At 67.5% G+C, this 21810-nt stretch carries 22 protein-coding genes and 1 pseudogene; 21 read left to right on the top strand and 2 right to left on the bottom strand.

All coding sequences use genetic code 11. The annotated features are described in order from the left end of the window. Positions 1 to 52: 52 nt before the first annotated feature. Positions 53 to 956: pseudogene (locus HWX07_RS03600) on the bottom strand (LysR substrate-binding domain-containing protein). A gap of 188 nt (positions 957 to 1144) precedes the next feature. Here HWX07_RS03600 and HWX07_RS03605 point away from each other — a divergent pair. From HWX07_RS03605 to HWX07_RS03625, 5 genes are all read left to right on the top strand, one after another. Continuing rightward, positions 1145 to 2290, top strand: coding sequence for a metallophosphoesterase (locus tag HWX07_RS03605; RefSeq protein WP_175875201.1), 1146 nt, complete (start codon positions 1145 to 1147; stop codon positions 2288 to 2290). A gap of 171 nt (positions 2291 to 2461) precedes the next feature. Next, entirely contained in the window at positions 2462 to 3061 is a 600-nt protein-coding gene (locus tag HWX07_RS03610) for an alpha-ketoglutarate-dependent dioxygenase AlkB (protein ID WP_175875202.1), read from the top strand. Between the two features lie 305 nt (positions 3062 to 3366). After that, on the top strand, positions 3367 to 3573 hold the full coding sequence (locus HWX07_RS03615; protein WP_006478718.1) for a hypothetical protein: 207 nt from the start codon (positions 3367 to 3369) through the stop codon (positions 3571 to 3573). A 321-nt stretch (positions 3574 to 3894) separates the two neighbouring features. After that, positions 3895 to 4374 (top strand): type 6 secretion system effector deamidase TecA, encoded by a 480-nt coding sequence (gene tecA, locus HWX07_RS03620; protein ID WP_175875203.1) that lies wholly within the window; start codon positions 3895 to 3897, stop codon positions 4372 to 4374. Between the two features lie 289 nt (positions 4375 to 4663). Next, the gene (locus HWX07_RS03625; protein WP_011547419.1) at positions 4664 to 5560 is read left to right on the top strand and encodes an IclR family transcriptional regulator; all 897 of its coding nucleotides are present in this window, start codon (positions 4664 to 4666) and stop codon (positions 5558 to 5560) included. A 108-nt stretch (positions 5561 to 5668) separates the two neighbouring features. Here the strand turns inward: HWX07_RS03625 and HWX07_RS03630 are convergent, their stop codons facing one another. Further along, a complete protein-coding gene (locus tag HWX07_RS03630; protein WP_175875204.1) occupies positions 5669 to 6748 on the bottom strand; it encodes a porin in 1080 nt (359 codons plus the stop codon). Positions 6749 to 7192: 444 nt separating this feature from the next. On the opposite strand from HWX07_RS03630, the gene HWX07_RS03635 reads away from it, so the two are divergent. The 16 genes from HWX07_RS03635 to HWX07_RS03710 all read left to right on the top strand — a co-directional run bounded on the left by HWX07_RS03635 (position 7193) and on the right by HWX07_RS03710 (position 21762). Continuing rightward, on the top strand, positions 7193 to 7510 hold the full coding sequence (locus HWX07_RS03635; protein WP_006478721.1) for a non-heme iron oxygenase ferredoxin subunit: 318 nt from the start codon (positions 7193 to 7195) through the stop codon (positions 7508 to 7510). A 1-nt stretch (position 7511) separates the two neighbouring features. After that, positions 7512 to 7823, top strand: coding sequence for a recombinase-like helix-turn-helix domain-containing protein (locus HWX07_RS03640; protein WP_175875205.1), 312 nt, complete (start codon positions 7512 to 7514; stop codon positions 7821 to 7823). A 60-nt stretch (positions 7824 to 7883) separates the two neighbouring features. Then, positions 7884 to 8954, top strand: a complete 1071-nt coding sequence (locus HWX07_RS03645) for an aromatic ring-hydroxylating dioxygenase subunit alpha (protein WP_175875206.1) — start codon at positions 7884 to 7886, stop codon at positions 8952 to 8954. After that, positions 8947 to 9717 (top strand): SDR family oxidoreductase, encoded by a 771-nt coding sequence (locus tag HWX07_RS03650; RefSeq protein WP_175875207.1) that lies wholly within the window; start codon positions 8947 to 8949, stop codon positions 9715 to 9717. The genes HWX07_RS03645 and HWX07_RS03650 overlap by 8 nt, the downstream gene beginning before the upstream one ends. 34 nt (positions 9718 to 9751) lie before the next feature. After that, on the top strand, positions 9752 to 10279 hold the full coding sequence (locus HWX07_RS03655; protein ID WP_011547424.1) for a cupin domain-containing protein: 528 nt from the start codon (positions 9752 to 9754) through the stop codon (positions 10277 to 10279). 18 nt (positions 10280 to 10297) lie between these two features. Next, a complete protein-coding gene (locus HWX07_RS03660; RefSeq protein ID WP_175875208.1) occupies positions 10298 to 11209 on the top strand; it encodes an alpha/beta hydrolase in 912 nt (303 codons plus the stop codon). After that, positions 11206 to 12063, top strand: a complete 858-nt coding sequence (locus HWX07_RS03665; protein WP_011547426.1) for an IclR family transcriptional regulator — start codon at positions 11206 to 11208, stop codon at positions 12061 to 12063. The genes HWX07_RS03660 and HWX07_RS03665 overlap by 4 nt, the downstream gene beginning before the upstream one ends. Then, positions 12060 to 12857: an SDR family oxidoreductase gene (locus HWX07_RS03670; RefSeq protein ID WP_175875209.1), complete on the top strand. Its 798-nt coding sequence runs from the start codon at positions 12060 to 12062 to the stop codon at positions 12855 to 12857. The genes HWX07_RS03665 and HWX07_RS03670 overlap by 4 nt, the downstream gene beginning before the upstream one ends. After that, the gene (locus HWX07_RS03675) at positions 12850 to 14517 is read left to right on the top strand and encodes a thiamine pyrophosphate-binding protein (protein ID WP_175875210.1); all 1668 of its coding nucleotides are present in this window, start codon (positions 12850 to 12852) and stop codon (positions 14515 to 14517) included. The genes HWX07_RS03670 and HWX07_RS03675 overlap by 8 nt, the downstream gene beginning before the upstream one ends. Further along, a complete protein-coding gene (locus HWX07_RS03680) occupies positions 14510 to 15337 on the top strand; it encodes an aspartate dehydrogenase (protein WP_175875211.1) in 828 nt (275 codons plus the stop codon). The genes HWX07_RS03675 and HWX07_RS03680 overlap by 8 nt, the downstream gene beginning before the upstream one ends. A 72-nt stretch (positions 15338 to 15409) precedes the next feature. Next, positions 15410 to 16900, top strand: coding sequence for an aldehyde dehydrogenase (locus HWX07_RS03685; RefSeq protein ID WP_175875212.1), 1491 nt, complete (start codon positions 15410 to 15412; stop codon positions 16898 to 16900). A gap of 18 nt (positions 16901 to 16918) precedes the next feature. Then, the gene (locus HWX07_RS03690; protein ID WP_175875213.1) at positions 16919 to 17881 is read left to right on the top strand and encodes a VOC family protein; all 963 of its coding nucleotides are present in this window, start codon (positions 16919 to 16921) and stop codon (positions 17879 to 17881) included. Continuing rightward, positions 17878 to 19122, top strand: a complete 1245-nt coding sequence (locus HWX07_RS03695) for an FAD-dependent oxidoreductase (RefSeq protein ID WP_175875214.1) — start codon at positions 17878 to 17880, stop codon at positions 19120 to 19122. The genes HWX07_RS03690 and HWX07_RS03695 overlap by 4 nt, the downstream gene beginning before the upstream one ends. A gap of 38 nt (positions 19123 to 19160) precedes the next feature. Beyond that, entirely contained in the window at positions 19161 to 20561 is a 1401-nt protein-coding gene (locus HWX07_RS03700; RefSeq protein WP_175875215.1) for an MFS transporter, read from the top strand. A gap of 173 nt (positions 20562 to 20734) precedes the next feature. Then, positions 20735 to 21286: a GNAT family N-acetyltransferase gene (locus HWX07_RS03705; protein WP_175875216.1), complete on the top strand. Its 552-nt coding sequence runs from the start codon at positions 20735 to 20737 to the stop codon at positions 21284 to 21286. 74 nt (positions 21287 to 21360) lie between these two features. Next, positions 21361 to 21762 (top strand): PPC domain-containing DNA-binding protein, encoded by a 402-nt coding sequence (locus HWX07_RS03710; RefSeq protein ID WP_175875217.1) that lies wholly within the window; start codon positions 21361 to 21363, stop codon positions 21760 to 21762. The last annotated feature ends 48 nt before the right edge of the window (positions 21763 to 21810 follow it).

Below are 21810 nucleotides of genomic sequence, written 5' to 3' on the forward strand. Positions count from 1 at the left end.
CGGCAATCGGCGCGCAAACCGTCGATTGCCGCTCGAACGCATGCGAATCCGGTCAGTCCGCCTGACCGCGCGCATCCTCGACGAGCAGGCCGACGAGATCGCGCGCGAAGCGCGGCAACGCATCCAGATCGGCGACGCAGATCTGCAACTGGCGCTCGGCCCAGTCGTCCTCGAGCGCGACGAGGCGCAGCGCCATCGTCCTCGCATGGCGGCGCGCGGTGCCTTCGGGCAGCACGCCGACGCCGACGTTCGCCTCGATCATCCGGCATGCGGTTTCGAAGTTGCTGACCTGGATGCGCCAGCGCAGCGTGCGCTGCACGTCGGCGGCCGCGCGCTTCAGGAAGGTATGGATCGCACTCGCCTCGGGCAGGCCGATGAAGTCGTGGTCGAGCGTCGCGACGAACGGCATCGACGCCAGGCTGGCGAGCGGGTGACCGAGCGCGGTCGCGAGCACGAGACGGTCGCGCCGGTACGGCATCGCCTGCAGCCCGTCGGTGCACACGTCGCCGGCGACGATGCCGATGTCGATCATGCCGTCCTGCACCGCGCGCACGATGTCGGGGCTCAGCCGCTCCTGCATGTCGATCGTCACGTCCGGATGGTTGACGAGATAGTGACGCAGTACGCCCGGCAGGAACTCGCTCATCGCCGTGGTGTTCGCGAACACGCGCACGTGGCCTTTCACGCCCGACGCATATTCCTGCAGGTCGCCGGTCAGTTGCTCGAGCTGGCGCAGCACGCGGCGCGCATGCGCGAGCAGCGTGTCGCCCCGGCGCGGTCAGCGTGACGCCCTGGCTCGTGCGGCTCAGCAGCTTCACGCCGACCTGCTCCTCGAGGTGCTTGATGCGGGTGCTGGCGGCCGGCACCGACAGATGCGCGCGTTCGGCGCCGCGTGTCAGGCTGTTCGCTTCCGCGACGTGCGTGAAAAGTTTGAGGTCGACGATATCGAAGCGCATGGACGTGGCGGCGGGAGGATGGCCGATTATCGCGCGAAGCCGCGCGGCGCTGCACCGTCGGCGGCGACCCGTCGTCGCGGCCGGGATCTGTGTACCATCGTGCGTAGGGCGCGACGCGCGGCACCGGGGCATCACGGCCCGTGCGCCGCGAGCCGCGGAGGCGGTCGTGTAACGAAGGTGAACGTTTCATGCGAAGTTTCTTTGTCCGGTTCATTGCAATCGGCGTGCTGTTCCATCTGTACGTCGGGATGCGGATCATTCCCGATGCGTTCGCGTCGCCGCTCGCGCGTACGATCGCGGCGCTCGTGCTGGCGAGTTTCGTCGTCTTGATTCCGGTCGGCATGTTCTCGCGCCGCTTCGACGAAGGCTGGGCGGCCACGCTGGTCGGCTGGGCCGGCGCGCTCGTGATGGGCTTCTTCTCGTCGCTGCTGGTGCTGACGCTCCTGCGCGACTTCGTGCTGCTCGGCGTGCTCGTGTGGCGGCATCTCGGCCATGACGGCGCATGGCCCGGCGCCGCGCCCGACACGGCGCTCGGCGTGCTGGTGGCCGCGGTGCTCGTGACCGCGATCGGGTTCGTCGGCGCGCGCCGTACGGCGGCGGTCAAGCGCGTGTCGATTCCGGTCGCCGAGCTGCCGGCCGCACTCGACGGGCTGACGATCGTGCAACTGTCCGATATCCACGTCGGGCCGACGATCAAGCGGCCCTACATCGAACGGATCGTGCGCGCGGTCAATGCGCTCGACGCCGACCTGGTGGTCGTGACGGGCGATGTGGTGGACGGTTCCGTCAAGCGCCTGCGCGAACACACCGCGCCGCTCGGCCAAATGCGCTCGCGGCACGGCACGTTCCTCGTGACGGGCAACCACGAGTACTACGCGGGTGCGCATGCATGGATCGACGAGTTTCGTCGTATCGGGCTGACGGTACTGCTGAACGAGCACGTGTTGATCGAGCGCGGCGGCGCACGCGCGGTGCTCGCGGGCGTGACCGACTTCACGGCGGGCGGCTTCGATCCCGCGCATCGCAGCGACCCCGCGCAGGCGCTGGCCGGTGCGCCGCGCGACGTCGGCACGAAGATCCTGCTCGCGCACCAGCCGCGCAGCGCGGAAGCGGCGAACCGCGCGGGCTTTACCGTGCAGTTGTCGGGGCACACGCATGGCGGCCAGTTCCTGCCGTGGCCGCCGTTCGTGCGGTTGCAGCAGCCGGTGGTCGGCGGACTGAACCGCTTCGGCGACATGTGGCTGTATACGAGCCGCGGTACCGGCTACTGGGGGCCGCCGAACCGCTTCGGCGTGCCGTCCGAGATCACGCTGATCCGGCTGACGCGCGGCTAACGGATGGCAGGGAGGCGGCCGTGACGCAATATGAACGCGTATCGCGGTGCACGGCGGTTTTCTCGGCGGCTTTCTTTCAGCGGGGAATGACAGCGCATGGCGGGGCGCGGCGCCGTTGGCTAGTATGCAGACATGCCTCGTTTGTTCCGTTCCTTGCCCGTTCCTGCCGACATGTCGACGCCCGATCTCTTTGCTGATACGCCCGCGCCCGACGTGGACTGGTACCCGGACTGGCTTGCGCCACCCGCCGCGGACCACGCGCTGGCCGCGCTGATCGACGAGGTCGCGTGGCGACAGGACACGATCCGCACGCCGCGCGGGCGCATTCCGTTGCCGCGGCTCACCGCGTGGCAGGGCGAGCCCGATGCCGTGTACGTGTACTCGGGGATCCGCAACGTGCCCGAACCCTGGACTCCGGCCGTGCTCGGGCTGAAGCACGCGGTCGAGGCGACGTGCGGCGTGGGTTTCAACAGCGTGCTGCTCAATCGCTATCGCAACGGGCTGGACAGCCTCGGCTGGCACGCGGACAACGAACCCGAACTCGGCGACGCGCCGGTGATCGCGTCGGTGAGTCTCGGCGCGATGCGCGTGTTCGATCTTCGCCATCGCGCGACCGGCGTCACGCATGCGTACCGCCTCGTGCATGGCAGCCTGCTCGTGATGCGCGGGCGCACGCAGGTCGAATGGCAGCACCGCGTGCCGAAGGCGCCGGGCGTGCAGGGCGAACGCGTCAACCTGACCTTTCGACGCGTGTCGATGGCGGCCGGATAGATCGCGCCCCGTTTCGGGGATTCACGAAAGGCCAATGCAAGCAATCGGTCGCCTGTGCGGCACGTTGCCGCACGAATCCGGTGCCGCGTTGTCCGGCCGGGCGCTCAGGCTTGTCCCGCAAGGCTTTCAGGTAGATTCGATCGACCCCCCGGTTCCGATAGGTGAGTGAAACCTCTGATGGTGCGTCGCAACAATTATTGACTACACTGAGGAATGGCACAAACGCGTCGGCAGGCCGACGCGACCCTTTGGACATGCCTCCATGCGTAGCCGATGCAGCGCGCGACGGGGCAGGAGCACAACGCGTGACCGTACTCGACCCTTCCTTCGAACCCTCGCTACACGTCTTCGAGCAAGACGGCGGATGGCAATGGGCGCTGACGGTGAAGCGGGCGACCGGCGTCGGCGTGAAAGTCGTGGCGTTCAGCCGCGAAGGCTTTCGCGGCGAAGCCGAGGCATACGCCGCCGGCCAGCTTGCCCGCGCCGAATATGACCACGCCGTGACGGCCTGACGCCGCCGCGGCGACTCCGCCCGAGGATCGTCTTCCTCCGTGCCGTCCGTTGCCGGACGGTGCTTTCCCGACTGTTTCTCATTTCTGGTTTTTCGCTGGCCGTTTTGCCACGCCAATCGTCCGTGCGGTTCGATGCTGAAGCATCGCGCCGGCTCCGACACGCGTAGCGGAAGCCTGCGCGCGGGTTTGCGACCTCCCGAGCAAGTGCGAGCCCCGTATGGCGGAAGCGCGCCTGGAAGATGCCGAGCCATATCGTAATAAGATATTACGTTATCGCATCGGCGGGACGATGACGTCCCGCATTCCTGAAAGGAGCTATCCGTGCAACTGACCCAGTTAGGCGGGCATGTCGCCCAATCCGGCATCGCCGAACGGCAAAAACACGCGCAGGCGCTGATGTTCGGGATGGCGAACATCGACGAGTACGTGTCCGGCGGCGTCTGCTACGACGCCGCGGCGTATGTCCGGTATCTGCTGCGCGCAGATGCGATCATTGCGCCCGGTACGCTGCTCGACACGATCGGCCAGCTGTGGAAGACGCGCTTCAACTTCGAGACCGGCAATCAGTGGGACGGGCGCGCGAGCATTCCGGCGGGCACCGCGGTCGGCTTCGCGCGCGGCACCAATGTCTTTCACGCCGCGATCGCCGTCGGCGGCACCCGGATTCGCGGGATCAACGGCGGCCTGCTGGGCGCCGGATGGCTGCATCCGGTCGATCTGGCACGCGTGCTGCAGCCGGACCCGGCCGGCGGCTTTACGTACGACCGCACGACCATTCGCGTCTATCTGTCGCGTCTGTAGGCTGCCTGGCGTCGAAGCTCACGCTTCGGCCATCGTTGCCCGACCGCGTGCCGCGTGCCAGCGTCGCGCGGCCGCCTTCCCGCCGTCCGGCGATTTCCGCATGGCGTCGCGCTGTCCAACGCTGCTATCCTCTCGACCTTGAATGGCGCGTCATGGTGCGTGGATGCGCGTGCTGCATCGCGGCGCCGCGCAGCGGTGCGAGCCCACGCGCGCACTGAGGTAGCATGACTGAATCTCCACGGCGATCCATGACCTGTTTCGTGACTGATTTCCTTCCGTCCATGTCCACATGGTCAAGACAACGATGAGCGATGCACCTGAGCCGGCGGCGCCTGGCGACGACGAGTCGTCGGGCGGCGGCGCTTCGTCCTATCTGGTGCCGGGGCTCGAACGCGGGCTGCGGATCCTCGCCGAATTCTCCGCGCGCGAGCCCGTGCTCGGCGCACCCGAGCTGTCCAAGCGCATCGGCATTCCGCGCACGACCACGTTCCGCCTGCTGCAGACGCTCGAGGCGCTCGGTTTTCTCGAACGCGTGAACGGCGACCGCTATTTCCGGCTCGGCGTCGGTGTGCTGCGGCTCGGCTTCGAATACCTGAATTCGCTCGAACTGACCGATCTCGGTACGCCCGTGCTCGAACGGCTGCGCGATTCGACCGGCCTGTCGACGCACCTCCTGATCCGCGACCAGCGCGACGTGGTGTTCGTCGCGAAGGCGCAAAGCAATGCGTCGATGTTCGGTTCGGTGAAGGTGCACGTCGGCACGCGCTTGCCCGCGCATGCGACCGTGCACGGCCACGTGCTGATGGGCGACCTGACGCGCGATGCGCTGCGACAGCTCTATCCGGAGAAGAAACTCGAACAGTTCACCGAGCGCACGCCCGGTACCGTCGACGAGCTGTACGAGCGCGTGCGTCATTACGCGCGGCTCGGCTACGCGGTCAGCGAGGCGGCGTTCGAGAGCGGCATTTCCGCGGTGACGGCGCCCGTGCGCGATCATTCGGGCTCGATCGTCGCGGCGATCACCGCGACGGTGCCGCGCTCGGAGATCGGCGAGGCCGGCGAGAAGGAGCGGCTCGTCGAAGCCGTGTGCGGCGCGGCGGTCGACCTGTCGCAACGGCTGAACTATCGTCCGCTCGAAAGCGACCCGACGTTCGCGCATGCGCGCCACAAGGTCGCGATGTTCTGACGTTCGCGCATCGAGCCGGCCGCGGCGCGCGGTATTGCAGACGAAGAGAGCGGCCCGCGGGCCGCTCTTGTCGTTTTCGGGCACCGCCGGCGCGGCGCCTGAGTTCGCTCAGAACGAGTGATGAATGCCGGTCAGCACGATCACCTGGTTCGCGGTGCTCGACACGCCGGCCGTGAAGAACGCGGCCTTCGCGCCGCCCGAACCGTGTTCATAGAGCACGTTCGCATACAACTGCGTGCGCTTCGACAACGCGTAGATGTCGCCGAGTTCGACCTGCGTCCAGCGGCGGCCGGCCAGCGTCGTGGTCGCCGCGCCGCCCGCGATCGTGTTGAACGCGCTGCTGCGGTAATTCACGCCCGCGTCGTAGCTCTGGAACGTGTCGGAAAACCCGTTCGACTGCATCTTCACGCGCGTGTAGAGGCCGTGTACGAGGAAGTCGCCGATCTGGTACGACGCGCCTGCGCCGATGTTCTCGACCTTGCTGGCGAGATAACCGTTCGCGGTGTTTTGCCCCTGGAACGACGTGATGCCCGTCTGGCTGATCAGGATCGAGCGGTCGTGCTCGTTCGAGTAGACGGCCGACGCCTTGAACGGCCCGTTCGCATAGTTCAGCGCGACGCCGACCGATTTGCCGGTCGAGAAGTTCGTCGTGTTGCCGAGCGCGAGCGTCGCCGCGGCCGAGAAACCCGCGAAGGTCGGCGAACGGTACTTGATCGAATTGTTGTACGGCACGTTGCCGGTCGCGGCGAGCCCGTCGATGTTGCCCGGATGGAACGCGTACCAGCTCAGCGCGAGATACGCGGTACTGAGCGGATCGAGATAGTCGAACGTCAGCGGCGTCTGGCGGCCGAGCGTCAGCGTGCCGTAGCGCTCGGCACTGAGGCCGACGAACGCCGCGCGGTTCCAGATCGTGTTCGCCGTCGCGAACTGCCCGTTGTTCGTATAGAAGCCGTTTTCCAGCTGGAAGATCGCCGACAGTCCGTTGCCGAGATCTTCCTTGCCCTTCAGGCCCCACCGGTCGGGCTGCGTATTGCCCTGGATCATCGCCCACTTCGCGTGGCCGCCGACGTTGTTCACGTACGCGACGCCCGCATCCAGGCTGCCGTACAGCACCACGCTGCTCTGCGCCCACGCGCCCGACGCGGCGCCCATCCCGATGACTGCTGCTGCTACCGCATGCTTGACCATTTGATCTCCTGACTCTCCAACCTGATGAATACATGTTGTGACGGCCTGCGCGGGGACGGCCGGCCGTCGCGCATGTTCATCGCCGAGTGGGCATTCTTGTGTTCCATATAAGGAACAATGTGCCTTTAATGGAATGGAGTATAGTGGCGGCGTGCGCCCGATCAAAAATAAATTTTTCGGGACGGATGAGCGCCGGGCAGACGCCCGGCAATCCTGCGTGATGTCTTGAAAAAGCCGATAAATCCCCGTCGAATAACAAAAAATTACATTCGGCAGGGTAGGCGGAGGGGGCGGTCGAGCGAGGTGTCGGTGTTTTCCCTAGGACATGCAGCTTTTTATTTTGATCGCAGAAAGTCGCTTCTATAATCACCATCCATAAACTGACGTTCCGAATATGGAACAAATCGGAACAAACCGAGAGTCGATCAGAAGGAAGGGTGTGAGATGTCTGAACAATGGATTTGCGCCGGTCACGCCGGCGCGCTGTCGGAAGACACGCCGATCGAGTTCAAGCGGACCGACGGCGTGGAAATCGGGATCTACCGCGTCGGCGACGACGTGTATGCGCTCGAGAACGTATGCCCGCATGCGTACGCGCTGCTGACGCAGGGGTTCGTCGACGAAGGCACGGTCGAATGCCCGCTGCACGAGGCCGTGTTCGACATCAAGACGGGCGCATGCCTGAAGGGGCCGGGCGGACGTGCGCTGAAGCAGTACGCGGTGCGCCTCGCCGGTGAAGAAATCCAGATCAAGGTGGAATGACATGAAAGAAGCGACCGTCAACTTCAATCCCTTCCTGAAGCCGTGGGTGGCGCCGCAGCCGAACAACGTCGCGGGCAAGGGGCAGATCGAGATCCCCGGCCAGGTCGAGAACCAGATCTGGCAGAACCGCAAGGCCGCACCGACCCAGTACGAGAACGACCTCGGCGATGCGCTCGAACGCGTGTTCGAGAGCGGCGCGACCGAACTGGACGAGGTCGTCGCGGGCCTGAACCGCATCGGCTTTCGTGCGCCGGACGGCACGGTTTGGACGCCTGAGCGTTTCCGCGCCGAAATGGCCTCGCTGGCGGAATGAACGCACCGACCGCGCCGCGCGCCTGAGCGCCGCCCCGACAACCGCATCCGGAGCACACTGATGACGTCCCCCGATCAACACGAAACCCAACACGACCCGGTCCGCGACTATCTCGACCGCGGCATCAAGAACTACTGGTATCCCGTCGCGCCAAGCTGGCAGGTGTCGAACGCGCCCGTCGGCCTCACGCGCCTGTCCGAGCAGATCGTGCTGTGGCGCGATCACGAAGGAAAAGTCCACGCGCTGGAAGATCGCTGCCCGCACCGCGGCGCGCGCCTGTCGCTCGGCTGGAACCTCGGCGGCAACATCGCGTGCTGGTATCACGGCATCGAAGTCGACGGCGGCGGCACGGTCAACCGCGTGCCGGCGGTGTCGAACTGTCCGCTCGAAGGCACGAAGTGCGTGAAGTCGTATCCGGTCGAAGAGAAGGCCGGCGCGATCTTCCTGTGGTTCGGCGACGAAGCGCACGGAGAGCCGGCGCCGCTGAACCTGCCGGAAGAACTGGTCGCCGACGAGTACGCGCACTTCCTGTGCGTGTCGAACTGGAAGTGCAATTACCAGTACGCGATCGACAACGTGATGGACCCGATGCACGGCGCCTATCTGCACGCGACGTCGCATTCGATGGCCGAAGGCGACAAGCAGGCCGACATGCGCGTGCGCAAGACGGACACGGGCCTGATGTTCGAGAAGATCGGCCAGCGCGACGTGAACTTCGACTGGGTCGAGCTCGGCGAAACGGGCTGCCTGTGGATGCGCCTCGCGATTCCGTACAAGCAGAAGTTCGGCCCGGGCGGCAACTTCGGGATCATCGGCTTCGCGACGCCGGTCGACGGCGACCACTGCCAGGTCTATTTCTGGCGTACCCGCAAGGTCGGCGGCTGGCAGCGCGACGTGTGGCGCTTCATGTACCGCAACCGCCTCGAAGGGCTGCACTGGGACGTGCTCGAGCAGGACCGCTACGTCCTCGAAAGCCTCGCGCCGCATGCACGCGATCACGAATACCTGTACCAGCACGACGTCGGCATCACGCGCGTGCGCCGGATGCTGCGCCAGCGTGCGCAGGAGCATCTGTCCGCGCTCGACGCGCATCGTGCGGCGCACGCCGCCGCGGAGCCCGCGAATGGCTGAGTTCGCTCCGGTCATCGCGCTGCCCGGCCGTCGCGTGCTCGTCACGGGCGGTGCGCGCGGCCTCGGCGCCGCGTTCGTGACGGCGCTGGTCGAAGCGGGCGCGCAAGTCGCGTTCGGCGACGTGCTGGCGGAAGAGGGCCGCGCGCTGGCCGCGCGGCTCACGCAAGCCGGCCACACCGCGCATTTCTTCGCACTCGACCTGGCCGACCCGGCGAGCATCGATGCCTTCGTCGCGCAGGGCGCGGCGGCGCTCGGCGGCCTCGACGCGCTGATCAACAACGCGGCGATCACGAACTCGGGCGGCAAATTGTCGACGGAGCTCGACGTGTCGACGTGGGACGCCGTGATGAACGTGAATGTGCGCGGCGTGTGGCTCGTCAGCAATGCGGCGCTGCCGCACCTCGCGCGGTCGGGTCGCGGCGCGATCGTGAACCTCGCGTCGGACACCGCGTTGTGGGGCGCGCCGAAGCTGCTCGCGTACGTCGCCAGCAAGGGCGCGGTGATCGCGATGACGCATGCGCTGGCACGCGAGTTCGGCGCGCATGGCGTGACGGTCAACGCGATCGCGCCGGGGCTGACCGAAGTCGAGGCGACCGCGTACGTACCGGCCGAGCGTCACGCGTTCTACCTGCAGGGCCGCGCATTGACGCGCACACAACTGCCTGAGGACGTGACGGGCCCCGTGCTGTTCCTGCTGTCGGATGGCGCGCGCTTCGTGACGGGCCAACTGCTGCCGGTGAACGGCGGCTTCGTAATGAACTGATTTGAAGTTTTCACTCGGAATGAAGGAGAGGACGATGGCGGACGCCGATCTCGAACGCAAGTCGTGGGACCAGCCGGAAGGCGCAAGCTTCAACGACTGGATGGAAGGGCGCGTTGCGCGCTACGAAACGCGGCGCTACGACTGGGACGCGCTGAAGTTCCAGGCCGACTACGACCCGAAGTACCGCCGCGCGCAGATGCGCTATGTCGGCACGGGCGGCACGGGCGTCGCGAAGGACGTCAACACGGTGCCGGCAGGCAACTTCACGTTCTCGACGATGGTCATCCCGGCCGGCAACATCGGCCCGAGCCACATCCATATCGACGTCGAGGAAATCTTCTTCGTGCTGCGCGGCAAGATGAAGGTGATCTGCGAGCGCGACGGCGAGACGTGGGAAGCGATCCTCGGCGAGCGCGACCTGATCTCGGTGCCGCCGGGCGTGTATCGCACGGAAATCAACATCGGCGAGGAAGATGCGCTGATGTGCGTGATGCTCGGTTCGTCGAAGCCGATCACGCCGACGTATCCGCCCGATTCGCCGCTCGCGAAGATCAAGCGTTGAGACGGGGCGGGTGAAGCAATGAGTGTCATCGACAAGCGTGAACTCGACCGCACCGCGGCGTTCGCCGCGCTGCTCGGGCAGTTTCCCGAGCAGCGTTGCGCGGCCGGCGCGGCGGGCACGATCGGCTACCGCGAGGCGGGCGCAGGCAAGGCCGGCGCGCAGCATGCGGGTCGCGCGCTGCCCGTCGTGCTGCTGCACGGGATCGGCTCGGGCGCCGCATCGTGGGTCTGCCAGCTCGACACGCTGAGCGCATCGCGGCGCGTGCTTGCGTGGGATGCGCCCGGTTACGGCGTGTCGACGCCCGTGCACGGCGCGTCGCCGGCCGCCGCCGATTACGCGGCATCGCTGAACGCGTGGCTCGAGGCACTCGGCATCGAACGCTGCGTGCTGGTCGGTCATTCGCTCGGCGCGATCATCGCGGGCGGTCTCGTCCGCGTGATGCCCGCGCGGATCGCCGGGCTGCTGCTGATTTCGCCCGCCGGCGGCTACGGCAGCGCGCCAGCCGACACGCGCGAATCGCGCCGCGACGCGCGGCTCGCGATGCTCGCGGAACTCGGCCCGGCCGGGCTCGCCGAGCAGCGCAGCGGCAACATGCTGTCCGGTTTCGCGAACGAGGAGGCAAAGGCATGGGTGCGCTGGAACATGGCGCGCGTCGTGCCGGCCGGCTACGCGCAGGCCACGCATCTGCTCGCGAACGCCGATCTCGCGGCCGATCTCGCCGGCTTTCGCGGCCGCACGGCCGTGGCCGTCGGCGCGAACGACGCGATCACGCCGCCCGCCGCGTGCGAGCGGATCGCCGCGGCCGCGCACGTCGGGCTGCAGGTGATTCCGCAGGCGGGGCATGCCGGCTACGTGGAAGCGCCGGCCGTTTATTCCGCGCTGATCGATACGTTCTGTCGTCAGTGCGACCCACAGCGGGGGCTGGCATGAGCGAACCGCTGCAACAAAACGAATCCGACAACGCGAAGGCCGAAGCCAGCTATGTCGTACCGGGCCTCGAACGCGGGCTGCGGATTCTCGCCGAATTCTCGCCGCGCGAGCCCGTGCTCGGCGCGCCCGAACTGTCGAAACGGCTCGGCATTCCGCGCACGACGGTGTTCCGTCTGCTGCAGACGCTCGAATCGCTCGGTTTTCTCGAGCGTGCGGACAAGGATCGCAACTACAAGCTCGGCATCGCCGTGCTGCGGCTCGGCTTCGAATACCTGAGCTCGCTGGAGCTGACCGATCTCGGCCTGCCGGTGATCGAGAGCCTGCGCGACGCGACCGGCTTCACGACGCACATCGTGATTCGCGACGGCCGCGACGTGGTGTTCGTCGCAAAGGCGCAGAGTCAGTCACCGGTGTTCAGCTCGATCCGCGTGAACGTCGGCACTCGGTTGCCCGCGCATGCGACGACGCACGGCCACGTGCTGATGGGCGACCTGTCGCTGAAGGAGCTGCATGCGCTGTATCCGGAAGGCGCGCTGAACCGGATGACGAGCGCGACGCCGGAAACGGTCGACGCGCTGTACGACGTGATCCGCGAGGATGCGCTGCGCGGCTACGGTGTCAGCAATTCGTCGTTCGAGCGCGGGATCTCGGTCGTCACGGCGCCGGTGCGCAACGAGACGCAGAAGATCGTCGCGTGCATCACGGTGACGGTGCCGCGTCCGGAGATCGACGCGGCGCTGATCGCGGACGGGCTGATCGACAAGGTGCAGCGCGCGGCGGCGGAATTGTCGCGGCGGCTCAATTACCGCTCGGATGACGAGCACACGTTTCTCAAAGCTTTAGGACTCCGATGATCCAGATCGATCTGACCGGGCAAGTGGCGGTGGTGACGGGCGGCTCGTCCGGCATCGGCCTCGCGACGGCCGAGCGGTTCCTGCAGGCCGGCGCGTCGGTCGCCATATGCGGCCGCGACGGCGACCGCCTCGCACGCGCCGAAGCGATGCTGCGCGACAAGTACGCGGGCGTACAGCTGCTGGCCGCGCGCTGCGACGTGCTCGACGAAGCCGATGTGACCGCATTCGCGCAAGCGGTGTCCGCACGTTTCGGCCGTGCCGACATGCTGGTCAACAACGCCGGCCAGGGCCGCGTATCGACCTTCGCCGACACGACCGACGATGCCTGGCGCGAAGAACTCGAATTGAAGTACTTCAGCATCATCCGCCCGACGCGCGCATTCCTGCCGCTGCTGCGCGATGCGGCCGCGCCGACGATCACCTGCGTGAACTCGCTGCTCGCGCTGCAGCCGGAGCCGCACATGGTCGCGACCTCGTCGGCGCGCGCGGGCGTGCTGAGCCTCGTGAAGTCGCTCGCGACCGAACTCGCGCCGCAGCGCATCCGCGTGAACTCGATCCTGATCGGCATCGTCGAGTCGGGGCAGTGGCGCCGCCGCTACGACACGCAGGCGCAGCCCGGTGAAAGCTGGGAGGACTGGACGGGCGCGCTCGCCCGCAAGAAGCACATTCCGCTGAATCGCTTCGGCAAGCCTGACGAGGCCGCCTGGGCACTCTTTTATCTCGCAACGCATCTGTCGTCCTACACGACGGGCAGCCATATCGACGTTTCTGGAGGCTTTGCACGCCATGTCTAAAAAAACCACGGTTGGCGAGCTGATTGCCGCCTTTCTCGAGCAGTGCGGCGTGAAGACCGCCTTCGGTGTCATCTCGATCCACAACATGCCGATCCTCGACGCGATCAACTCGCGCGGCAACATCCGGTATGTCGGTGCGCGCGGGGAAGCGGGTGCGCTGAACATGGCCGACGGGCTGGCCCGCGTGTCGGGCGGCCTGGGCGTCGCGTTCACGAGCACGGGCACGGCGGCCGGCAATGCGGCCGGCGCGATGGTCGAGGCGCTGACGGCCGGCACCGCGCTGCTGCACGTCACCGGGCAGATCGAGACGCCGTATCTCGACCGGGATCTCGCGTACATCCACGAAGCGCCCGACCAGTTGTCGATGCTCGACTCGATCTCGAAGGCCGCGTTCCGCGTGCGCACCGTCGAAACCGTGCTGCCGACGATCCGCGAAGCCGTGCGCATCGCGCAGACGGCGCCGACGGGCCCCGTGTCCGTCGAGATTCCGATCGACATCCAGGCGGCCGAAATCGAATGGCCGGAAGACCTCGCGCCGGCGCACGTCGCGGTGCGCGAGCACGACAGCGCCCGCGTCGCGAAGCTCGCCGACGCGCTCGCGGCCAAGCGCCGCCCGCTGCTGTGGCTCGGCGGCGGCGCGCGCCATGCACGCGAGGAAGTCGAACGCCTCGTGAAGCTCGGCTTCGGCGTCGTGACGAGCGTGCAGGGCCGCGGGGTGCTGCCGGAAGATCATCCGGCGACACTCGGCGCGTTCAACGTGCATGCGTCCGTCGAAGCGTTCTACAAGACCTGCGACGCGCTCGTCGTGGTCGGCTCGCGGCTGCGCGGCAACGAAACGCTGAAGTACAAGCTCGCGCTGCCGCAGCCGCTGTTCCGCGTCGATGCCGATGCGCTTGCCGACAACCGCGGCTATCGCAACGAGCTGTTCGTGCACGGCGATTCGAAGCGCGTGCTGGCCGAGCTGGCCGACCGCCTCGAAGGCCGCCTGTCGGTCGATCCGCAATTCGCGGCCGATCTGGCGGCAGCCCGCGAGGAGGCCGTGGCCGACGTGGCGAAGGGCCTCGGGCCGTACAAGAAGCTCGTCGACACGCTGCAGGGCGCGGTGGGCCGCGACTACAACTGGGTGCGCGACGTGACGATCTCGAACAGCACGTGGGGCAACCGCCTGCTGAAGATCTTCGAGCCGCGCTCGGGCGTGCATGCGCTCGGCGGCGGCATCGGCCAGGGCATCCAGATGGGCATCGGCGCGGCGCTCGCGGGCGCGGCGGCGAAGACGGTCTGCCTGGTCGGCGACGGCGGCCTGATGGTCAACGTCGGCGAGCTCGTCACGGCCGTGCAGGAAAACGCGAACGTGATGATCGTGCTGATGAACGACCAGTGCTACGGCGTGATCCGCAACATCCAGGACGCGCATTACGGCGGCCGCCGCTGCTTCGTGCAATTGCACCAGCCCGATTTCGCGCAGTTCTGCGCGAGCTTCGGCCTCACGCACTACCGGATCACGTCGCTCGACCAGGCCGAAGCGATCGTGCGCGAAGGGATTGCGAAGGAAGGGCCGGTGATGGTCGAGGTCGACATGCTGTCGGTCGGCTCGTTCGCGTCGAACTTCGCGGGGCCGCCGGTGAAGAAGGACGAGCCGACGGAGCGCCAGTATGCGTAACGGGCAAAAGCGGGCGCGCGCCCCCGTCGACGTCGCGATGATCGGCTTCGGCGCGATCGGCGCGGCCGTGTACCGCGCGGTCGAGCACGATGCGTCGTTGCGCGTCGCGCACGTGATCGTGCCGGAACACCAGCGCGCGGCGGTGCAGCGCGAGCTCGGCGGCGCGGTGGAGGTCGTGTCGTCGGTCGACGCGCTGGCTCGCCGTCCCGAGTTCGCGCTCGAATGCGCGGGCCACGGCGCGCTCGTCGATCACGTCGTGCCGCTGCTGAAAGCCGGCACCGACTGCGCGGTCGCGTCGATCGGCGCGCTGTCCGATCTCGCGCTGCTCGACGTGCTGTCGCGGGCCGCCGACGAAGGCGGCACGACGGTGACGCTGCTGTCCGGCGCGATCGGCGGCATCGACGCGCTGGCGTCCGCGAAGGAGGGCGGCCTCGACGAAGTGCGGTACGTCGGCCGCAAGCCGCCGCTCGGCTGGCTCGGCACGCCGGCCGAGGAATTGTGCGACCTGCGCGCGCTGACCGAGGAAAAGGTGATCTTCGAAGGCACCGCGCGCGACGCCGCGCGGCTGTATCCGAAGAACGCGAACGTCGCGGCGACGGTGGCGCTCGCGGGCCTCGGCCTCGACGCGACGCACGTGCGCCTGATCGCCGATCCGGCCGTCGAGCGCAACGTGCACCGCATCACCGCGCGCGGCGCATTCGGCGAGATGTCGCTGGAAATGAGCGGCAAGCCGCTGCCCGACAACCCGAAGACGTCCGCATTGACCGCGTACAGCGCGATTCGCGCGCTGCGCAACCGCGCGGCCTGCTGCGTGATCTGACCGGACCATCGAGCATCCGTCCGCGCCATGGCGAGGGCGGATGCGCAGAGACAGATTTGTGGGACTTGTGACATGACTCCTTTCGATACGCGCCTCGTACCCGACGGCAACCTCCTGATCGGCGGCGAGTGGCGGCGCGGCCGTGGCGCGCCTTACACGAGCATCTATCCGGCCGACCAGTCGGTGAACATGGAAGTGTCGACGGCGAACGCGGAAGACGCGGCCGATGCCGTCGTGGCGGCCGACGCCGCATGGCGTCGCGCCGATTGGGCCGGGCTCAAGCCGCACCAGCGCGCGCAGGTGCTGTACCGCATCGCCGACCTGATCATGCAGCGCCACGAAGCGCTCGCGAACCTGCAGCGCCGCGACAACGGCAAGCCGATCGGCGAGACGCGCGTGCTGGTGGCCAGCGCCGCGAACACGTTCCGCTACTTCGCGGCTTGCCTCGAAACGCTCGATGAAGAGTTGACGCCGTCGCGCGGCGACTACCTGACGATGAGCGTGTACGAGCCGATCGGCGTGATCGCGGCGATCACGCCGTGGAATTCGCCGATCGCATCCGACGCACAGAAACTCGCGCCGGCGCTGGCCGGCGGCAACGCGGTGGTGCTCAAGCCGGCCGAAGTCACGCCGCTCGTGTCGCTCGCGCTGGCGCGCATCTGCGAGGAAGCCGGCGTGCCGAAGGGCGTGCTGAGCGTGCTGCCGGGCAAGGGTTCGGTGATCGGCGACGTGCTCGTGCGTCATCCGCTCGTGAAGAAGGTGTCGTTCACCGGCGGCACCGAAGTGGGCCGCGGCATCGCGCGCATCGCGGCCGAGAAGCTGATGCCGGTGTCGCTCGAACTCGGCGGCAAGTCGCCGACGATCGTGTGCGACGACGCGGATCTCGATCACGCGGTCAACGGCGTGCTGTACGGCATCTTCAGCTCGTCGGGCGAAGCGTGCATCGCCGGTTCGAGGCTGTTCGTGCAGCGCGCGGTGTACGACGCTTTCATGCAGCGCCTGGTGGCCGGCGCACGCAAGCTGCGCGTGGGCGACCCCACGCGGCCCGACACGCAGATGGGCCCGCTGATCACCGCGAAGCATCGCGAATCGGTGGAACGCTACGTCGCGCTCGGGCTGGAAGAGGGCGGCCGGCTGCTGTGCGGCGGCGAGCGGCCAGCGGGCGACGGGCGCGAGCACGGCTTCTTCTATGAGCCGACGATTCTCGAAGGCTTGCCGAACAGCGCGCGCATCTGTCAGGAAGAAATCTTCGGGCCGGTGCTGGTGGCGATGCCGTTCGACGACGAAGCGTCGCTGATCGCGCAGGCGAACGACAGCGTGTTCGGCCTCGCGGCCGGCATCTGGACGCGCGACTACAAGCGCGCATGGCGCATCGCGCGGGCGCTGGAAACGGGCACCGTCTGGATCAACACGTACAAGCTGTTTTCGATCTCCACGCCGTTCTCGGGCTGGAAGGAGAGCGGGATGGGGCGCGAGAAAGGGCGTCTCGGCATCCGCGAATACATGCAGCAGAAGAGCCTCTACTGGGGCTTGAACGACGCGCCGCTGCCGTGGGCGAACTGAGCGAAGGGGAATGACGCAATGAGCATCTTGGGAATCGAGCAGATCACGTACGGTGTCGACGATCTGGCCACCTGCCGGCGCTTTTTCGCCGACTGGGGCTTGAAGGAAGTCGCGCACGACGACACGCGTGCGCGTTTCGAGACGTTGAACGGCTGCACCGTGCTCGTCGTGAAAGCCGACGATCCGTCGCTGCCGCCCGCGTTCGAGGCAGGCCCGACGCTGCGTGAAGTCACATGGGGCGTCGCGACGCCGCGCGAACTCGATGAACTGCGCACGAAGCTGGCCGGCCAGCCCGGCTATTACGCGCAGGACGATGCGCTCGGCTGTATCGACCCGAACGGGATGGCGATCCGTATCGAAGTGACGCGCAAGCGCGCACTCGACGTCACGGGCTCGCCGTCGAACGTGTGGGGCCAGACGCTGCGCGTCGACCAGCCGAGCCCGATCTATGCGCGCGCGGAGCCGGTCGAAGTCGGGCACGTGGTGTTCTTCACGAACTGCCTCGACGCGCAGGAAAAGTTCTATCACGATCTGCTCGGCTTCGAGACGTCGGACCGTTATCCGGGCCGCGGCGCGTTCATGCGCTGCGCGCCGCACGGCGGCCATCACGACCTGTTCCTGCTCGCGCTGCCTACGGCCAAACGCGGCCTGAACCACGTCGCGTTCACCGTGCGCGACATCCACGAAGTGTTCGGCGGCGGCATGCACATCGACCGCTGCGGCTGGGAAACGCAGCTCGGCCCGGGGCGTCATCCGGTGTCGTCCGCGTACTTCTGGTACTTCCAGAATCCGGCCGGCGCGCTGATCGAGTACTACGCGGACGAAGACGTGCTGACGCCCGAATGGCAGCCGCGCGAATTCGAACCGGGCCCGACCGTGTTCGCCGAATGGGCGGTCGACGGCGGCCTCGACGGCAACACGCGCCGGCAGAAGAACGCGAAGGCGCCGGAAGGCAAGTTCATGACGGAGCGCAAATCGTGAGCGAAGCAAACACACAGGAGCAGCCCGCGTCGGGCACCGTCGTCGTGATCGGCGGCGGCCAGGCGGCCGGCTGGGTGCTGAAGACGCTGCGCGCCGAAGGCTTCGCGGGCCGTCTCGTGATGATCGCCGACGAGCCGCACCTGCCGTACGAGCGCCCGCCGCTGTCGAAGGCCGTGCTGGCCGGTGACGCGGACATTGAAACGGTGCGCGTCGTGCGTCCCGATGAATTCGACGCGCTGAACGTCGAGGCATGGCAGCCGGAACGCGCGGCGTCGATCGATCGCGCCCGCCGCGTGGTGACAACCGAAAGCGGCCGCGAGATCGAATACGACCGGCTCGTGATCGCGACCGGCGGCACGTCGCGCCGCCTGCCCGAGGCGCTCGTCAAGACGTCTAACTTGCATTACCTGCGCACGCTCGACGAAGCGGCCGCGCTCGGCGAGAAGCTGCGCGCGAGCCGGCGCGTGCTCGTGATCGGCGGCGGCTGGATCGGCCTCGAAGTCGCGGCGACCGCGCGCAAGCTCGGCGTCGAAGCGGTGGTCGTCGAAGGTGCGCCGCGTCTGTGCGGCCGCTCGGTGCCGCAGATCGTGTCGGACTTCCTGCTCGATCTGCATCGCTCGAACGGTGTCGACGTGCGGACGGGCGCGGCGCTCGCGTCGCTCGACGCGCAGCCCGACGATGCGTCGAAGGTACGCGCGACGCTCGCCGACGGCACGACGATCGACGCCGATTTCGCGGTGGCCGGCATCGGCCTCGCGCTCAATGCATCGCTCGCGAGCGACGCGGGGCTCGCGGTCGACGACGGCATCGTCGTCGACGAATACGGCGCGACGAGCGACCCGGCGATCTTCGCGTGCGGCGACGTCGCGAACCATCACAACGGCTGGCTGAAGCGGCGCGTGCGGCTCGAATCGTGGGCCAACGCGCAGAACCAGGCGATCGCGGCGGCGAAGGCCGTGCTCGGCGTGCGTGCGCCGTACGCGGAGATTCCGTGGTTCTGGTCCGATCAGTACGACGTGAACCTGCAGATCCTCGGTGATCTGCCGGCCGATGCGCAGCTCGTCGTGCGCGGCGATCTCGCCGCGCGTCGTGCGACGCTGTTTTTTGTCGGCGACGGGCATGTGAGAGGTGTCATCGCCGTGAACAACGCGCGTGAGTTGAAGCTCGCGCGCAAGTGGATGAACCAGGGCCGGGCAGTGGATACGGAAGCCTTGGCAGACACGACCCAAGCGCTTGCCTGACCGGCCCAACCCGGAAAGAGATCCAGGAGATCCTCCGCATGAGCACTTTCGACAACGTCGTGGCCGGCAAGGCCACGATGGAAGCTGCCGCCTCCACGCCCGGCGCGATCATCGCGCGGCTCGAGCGGCTTCCGGCCAACGCGATGCAGATCCGCGCACGCGTGCTGATCGGCACCGCGACGTTTTTCGACGGCTTCGACGTGATCACGATCGCGGCGACGCTGCCGCTGCTGATTCACAAATGGGGGCTGTCGCCGACGCAGATCGGCATGCTGATCGCGTCCGGCGCGATCGGCCAGCTGATCGGCGCATTCCTGTTTCCCGCGCTCGCTGAAAAGCATGGCCGCGTGAAAGCGATCGCGTGGAGCTCGGCCGTGATCGGCATCACAAGTATCGCGTGCGGCTTCGCGCCGACCTTCGAGGTGTTCGTGCTGCTGCGAATCCTGCAGGGGCTCGGGCTCGGCGGCGAGTTGCCGGTCGCGGCGACGTACATCAACGAGATCACGCGCGCGCATGGCCGCGGCCGCTTCGTGCTGCTGTACGAGATCGTGTTCCCGATCGGCCTGCTCGTGTCGATGGCGCTCGGCGCGTGGCTCGTGCCGCGCTTCGGCTGGGAGATCATGTACTTCGTCGGCGGGCTGCCGGTGATCCTCTCGCTCGTGCTCGCGCGCCTCGTGCCCGAATCGCCGCGCTGGCTCGCATCGCGCGGGCGGCTCGCGGAAGCCGGGCGTGCGGTCGGCGTGTTCGAAGGATCGGTACGCGGCGAGCTGCCGCCGGTCACGCAGGCGGCCGCGTTCGACGAGATGGTGCGCCAGCATCCGAAGCGCAGGATGAGCGACCTGTTCAGCGCCGCGTATCGCAAGCGTACGCTCGCGGTGGCGACGTTGTGGGCGACCTGCGGCTTCATCCAGTACGGGTTGTCGACATGGTTGCCGACGATCTACAAGAACTTCTATCACGCGCCGCTGCAACTCGCGCTGAATCTCGCGGTGATCGGGTCGGTGATGGGCGTGCTCGGGTCGCTGGCCTCAGCGCTGCTGGTCGACAAGCTCGGCCGCAAGCCGGTGATCGTGTGGTCGTTCGTGCTGTGCGCGCTGTCGCTGGCGCTCGCGGGCATCTATCACGCGGCGTCGGTGTACGTGGTCGCGATCTTCTGCTCGCTGTCGCTCGGGTTGATGGCGTCGGGCTTCATTACCGCGTACGTCTACACGCCGGAGCAGTATCCGACGAGCATCCGCGCGTCGGGCTGCGGGCTCGGCAGCGCGTGGCTGAAGATCGCGTCGTTCGTCGCGCCGATGGTCGTGCCGCACGCGATCATCGGCGGGAATCTCGCGCCGGCGTTCTACCTGATCGGCATCGTGCCGCTGATCGCGGCGGTGACCGTGCATTTCGTCGGGATCGAGACGAAGGGGAAGGTGCTGGAAGCGCTCGAAGCGTAAGCGTATTCCGCAGCGGCGGATGGCGTGAACCGAAAGGCTCGGGCGATGTTCCCCGGGCCTTTTTGTTTCGCGGCGATCCCGCAATGGTGAGCAGGGCGCCGAGCGTACGCGCGATTGTTGGCGCGCGGCTCGCGTGTTCTAATTCACGGTCCCGATTTCGTTAGACGAATGCCATGCCCCTGTTCGAACCCGTCACGCTGACTACTTCCCGCCTCGTGCTGCGGCCGCTTCGCGACGCCGACGCGCCGGCCTTCTTCGAGATCTGGTCCGATGCGGAAGCGATGCGCTACTTCTCGTTCTCGCCGATGACGCAGATCGAGCAGGCCGAGGCGCGCGTCGCGCGCAACGTGCAGACGTCCGCGAGCGGGGGGAGCCTGACCTGCGTGCTGGCGCTGCGGGAAACCGGCGAAGCGCTCGGCGAATGCGCGCTGTTCCATGCGAACGAGCAATGCCGGCGCGCCGAGATCGGCTTTAGCCTGCGGCGCGCGTTCTGGCGCGGCGGATACATGCGCGAAGCGGCGTCGGCGTTGATCGACCATGCCTTCGGCACGCTGCGGCTGAACCGGCTCGAGGCCGATATCGATCCGCGCAACGCTGCGTCGGCGGGGCTGCTCGAGCGGCTCGGCTTCGTGCGGGAAGGGCTGCTGCGCGAACGCTGGATCGTCGGCGACGAAGTGTCGGACAGCGCGCTGTACGGGTTGCTGGCAAGCGATCGCGGCACGTAAGCGGCCGACTTGCCGAATTCGCCGGGCGAACGTACGCTTGGTCGACCCCACGATCGACCAGCAGGTTCTCGACCATGCAAGCCCATCCTTTGCGTCTTTCCCCCGGCGACGATCTGCGCGGTGCCATCGAGGCAGCGCTACATCGGCACGAAGCGCACGCGGCCTTCGTGATCCAGGGCATCGGCAGCCTGCACGTCGCGCATTTGCGCTTCGCCGGCATCGACCAGCCGACCGAGTTGCGCGGCGACCTCGAAATCCTGACGCTCGCCGGCTCGGTATCGCCGGACGGCGCCCATCTGCATATGTCGGTCTCGGATGCGGACGGCCGCGTGACGGGCGGCCATGTCGCGAGCGGCTGCGTGGTGCGCACGACGGCCGAGATCCTGCTTGCGCTGCTGCCCGCGCATCGTTTCTCGCGCGAGCCAGACGCGGGCACTGGCTTCAACGAACTGGTGATCCGGCACGATCCTTCGTGAGCCGAGCGGCGACGCCGCATGCGTGTCGTGCAGCGGCGATCGCGATGT

Source organism: Burkholderia sp. BCC0097, from assembly GCF_902832985.1.
GTDB classification, from domain to species: domain Bacteria; phylum Pseudomonadota; class Gammaproteobacteria; order Burkholderiales; family Burkholderiaceae; genus Burkholderia; species Burkholderia orbicola.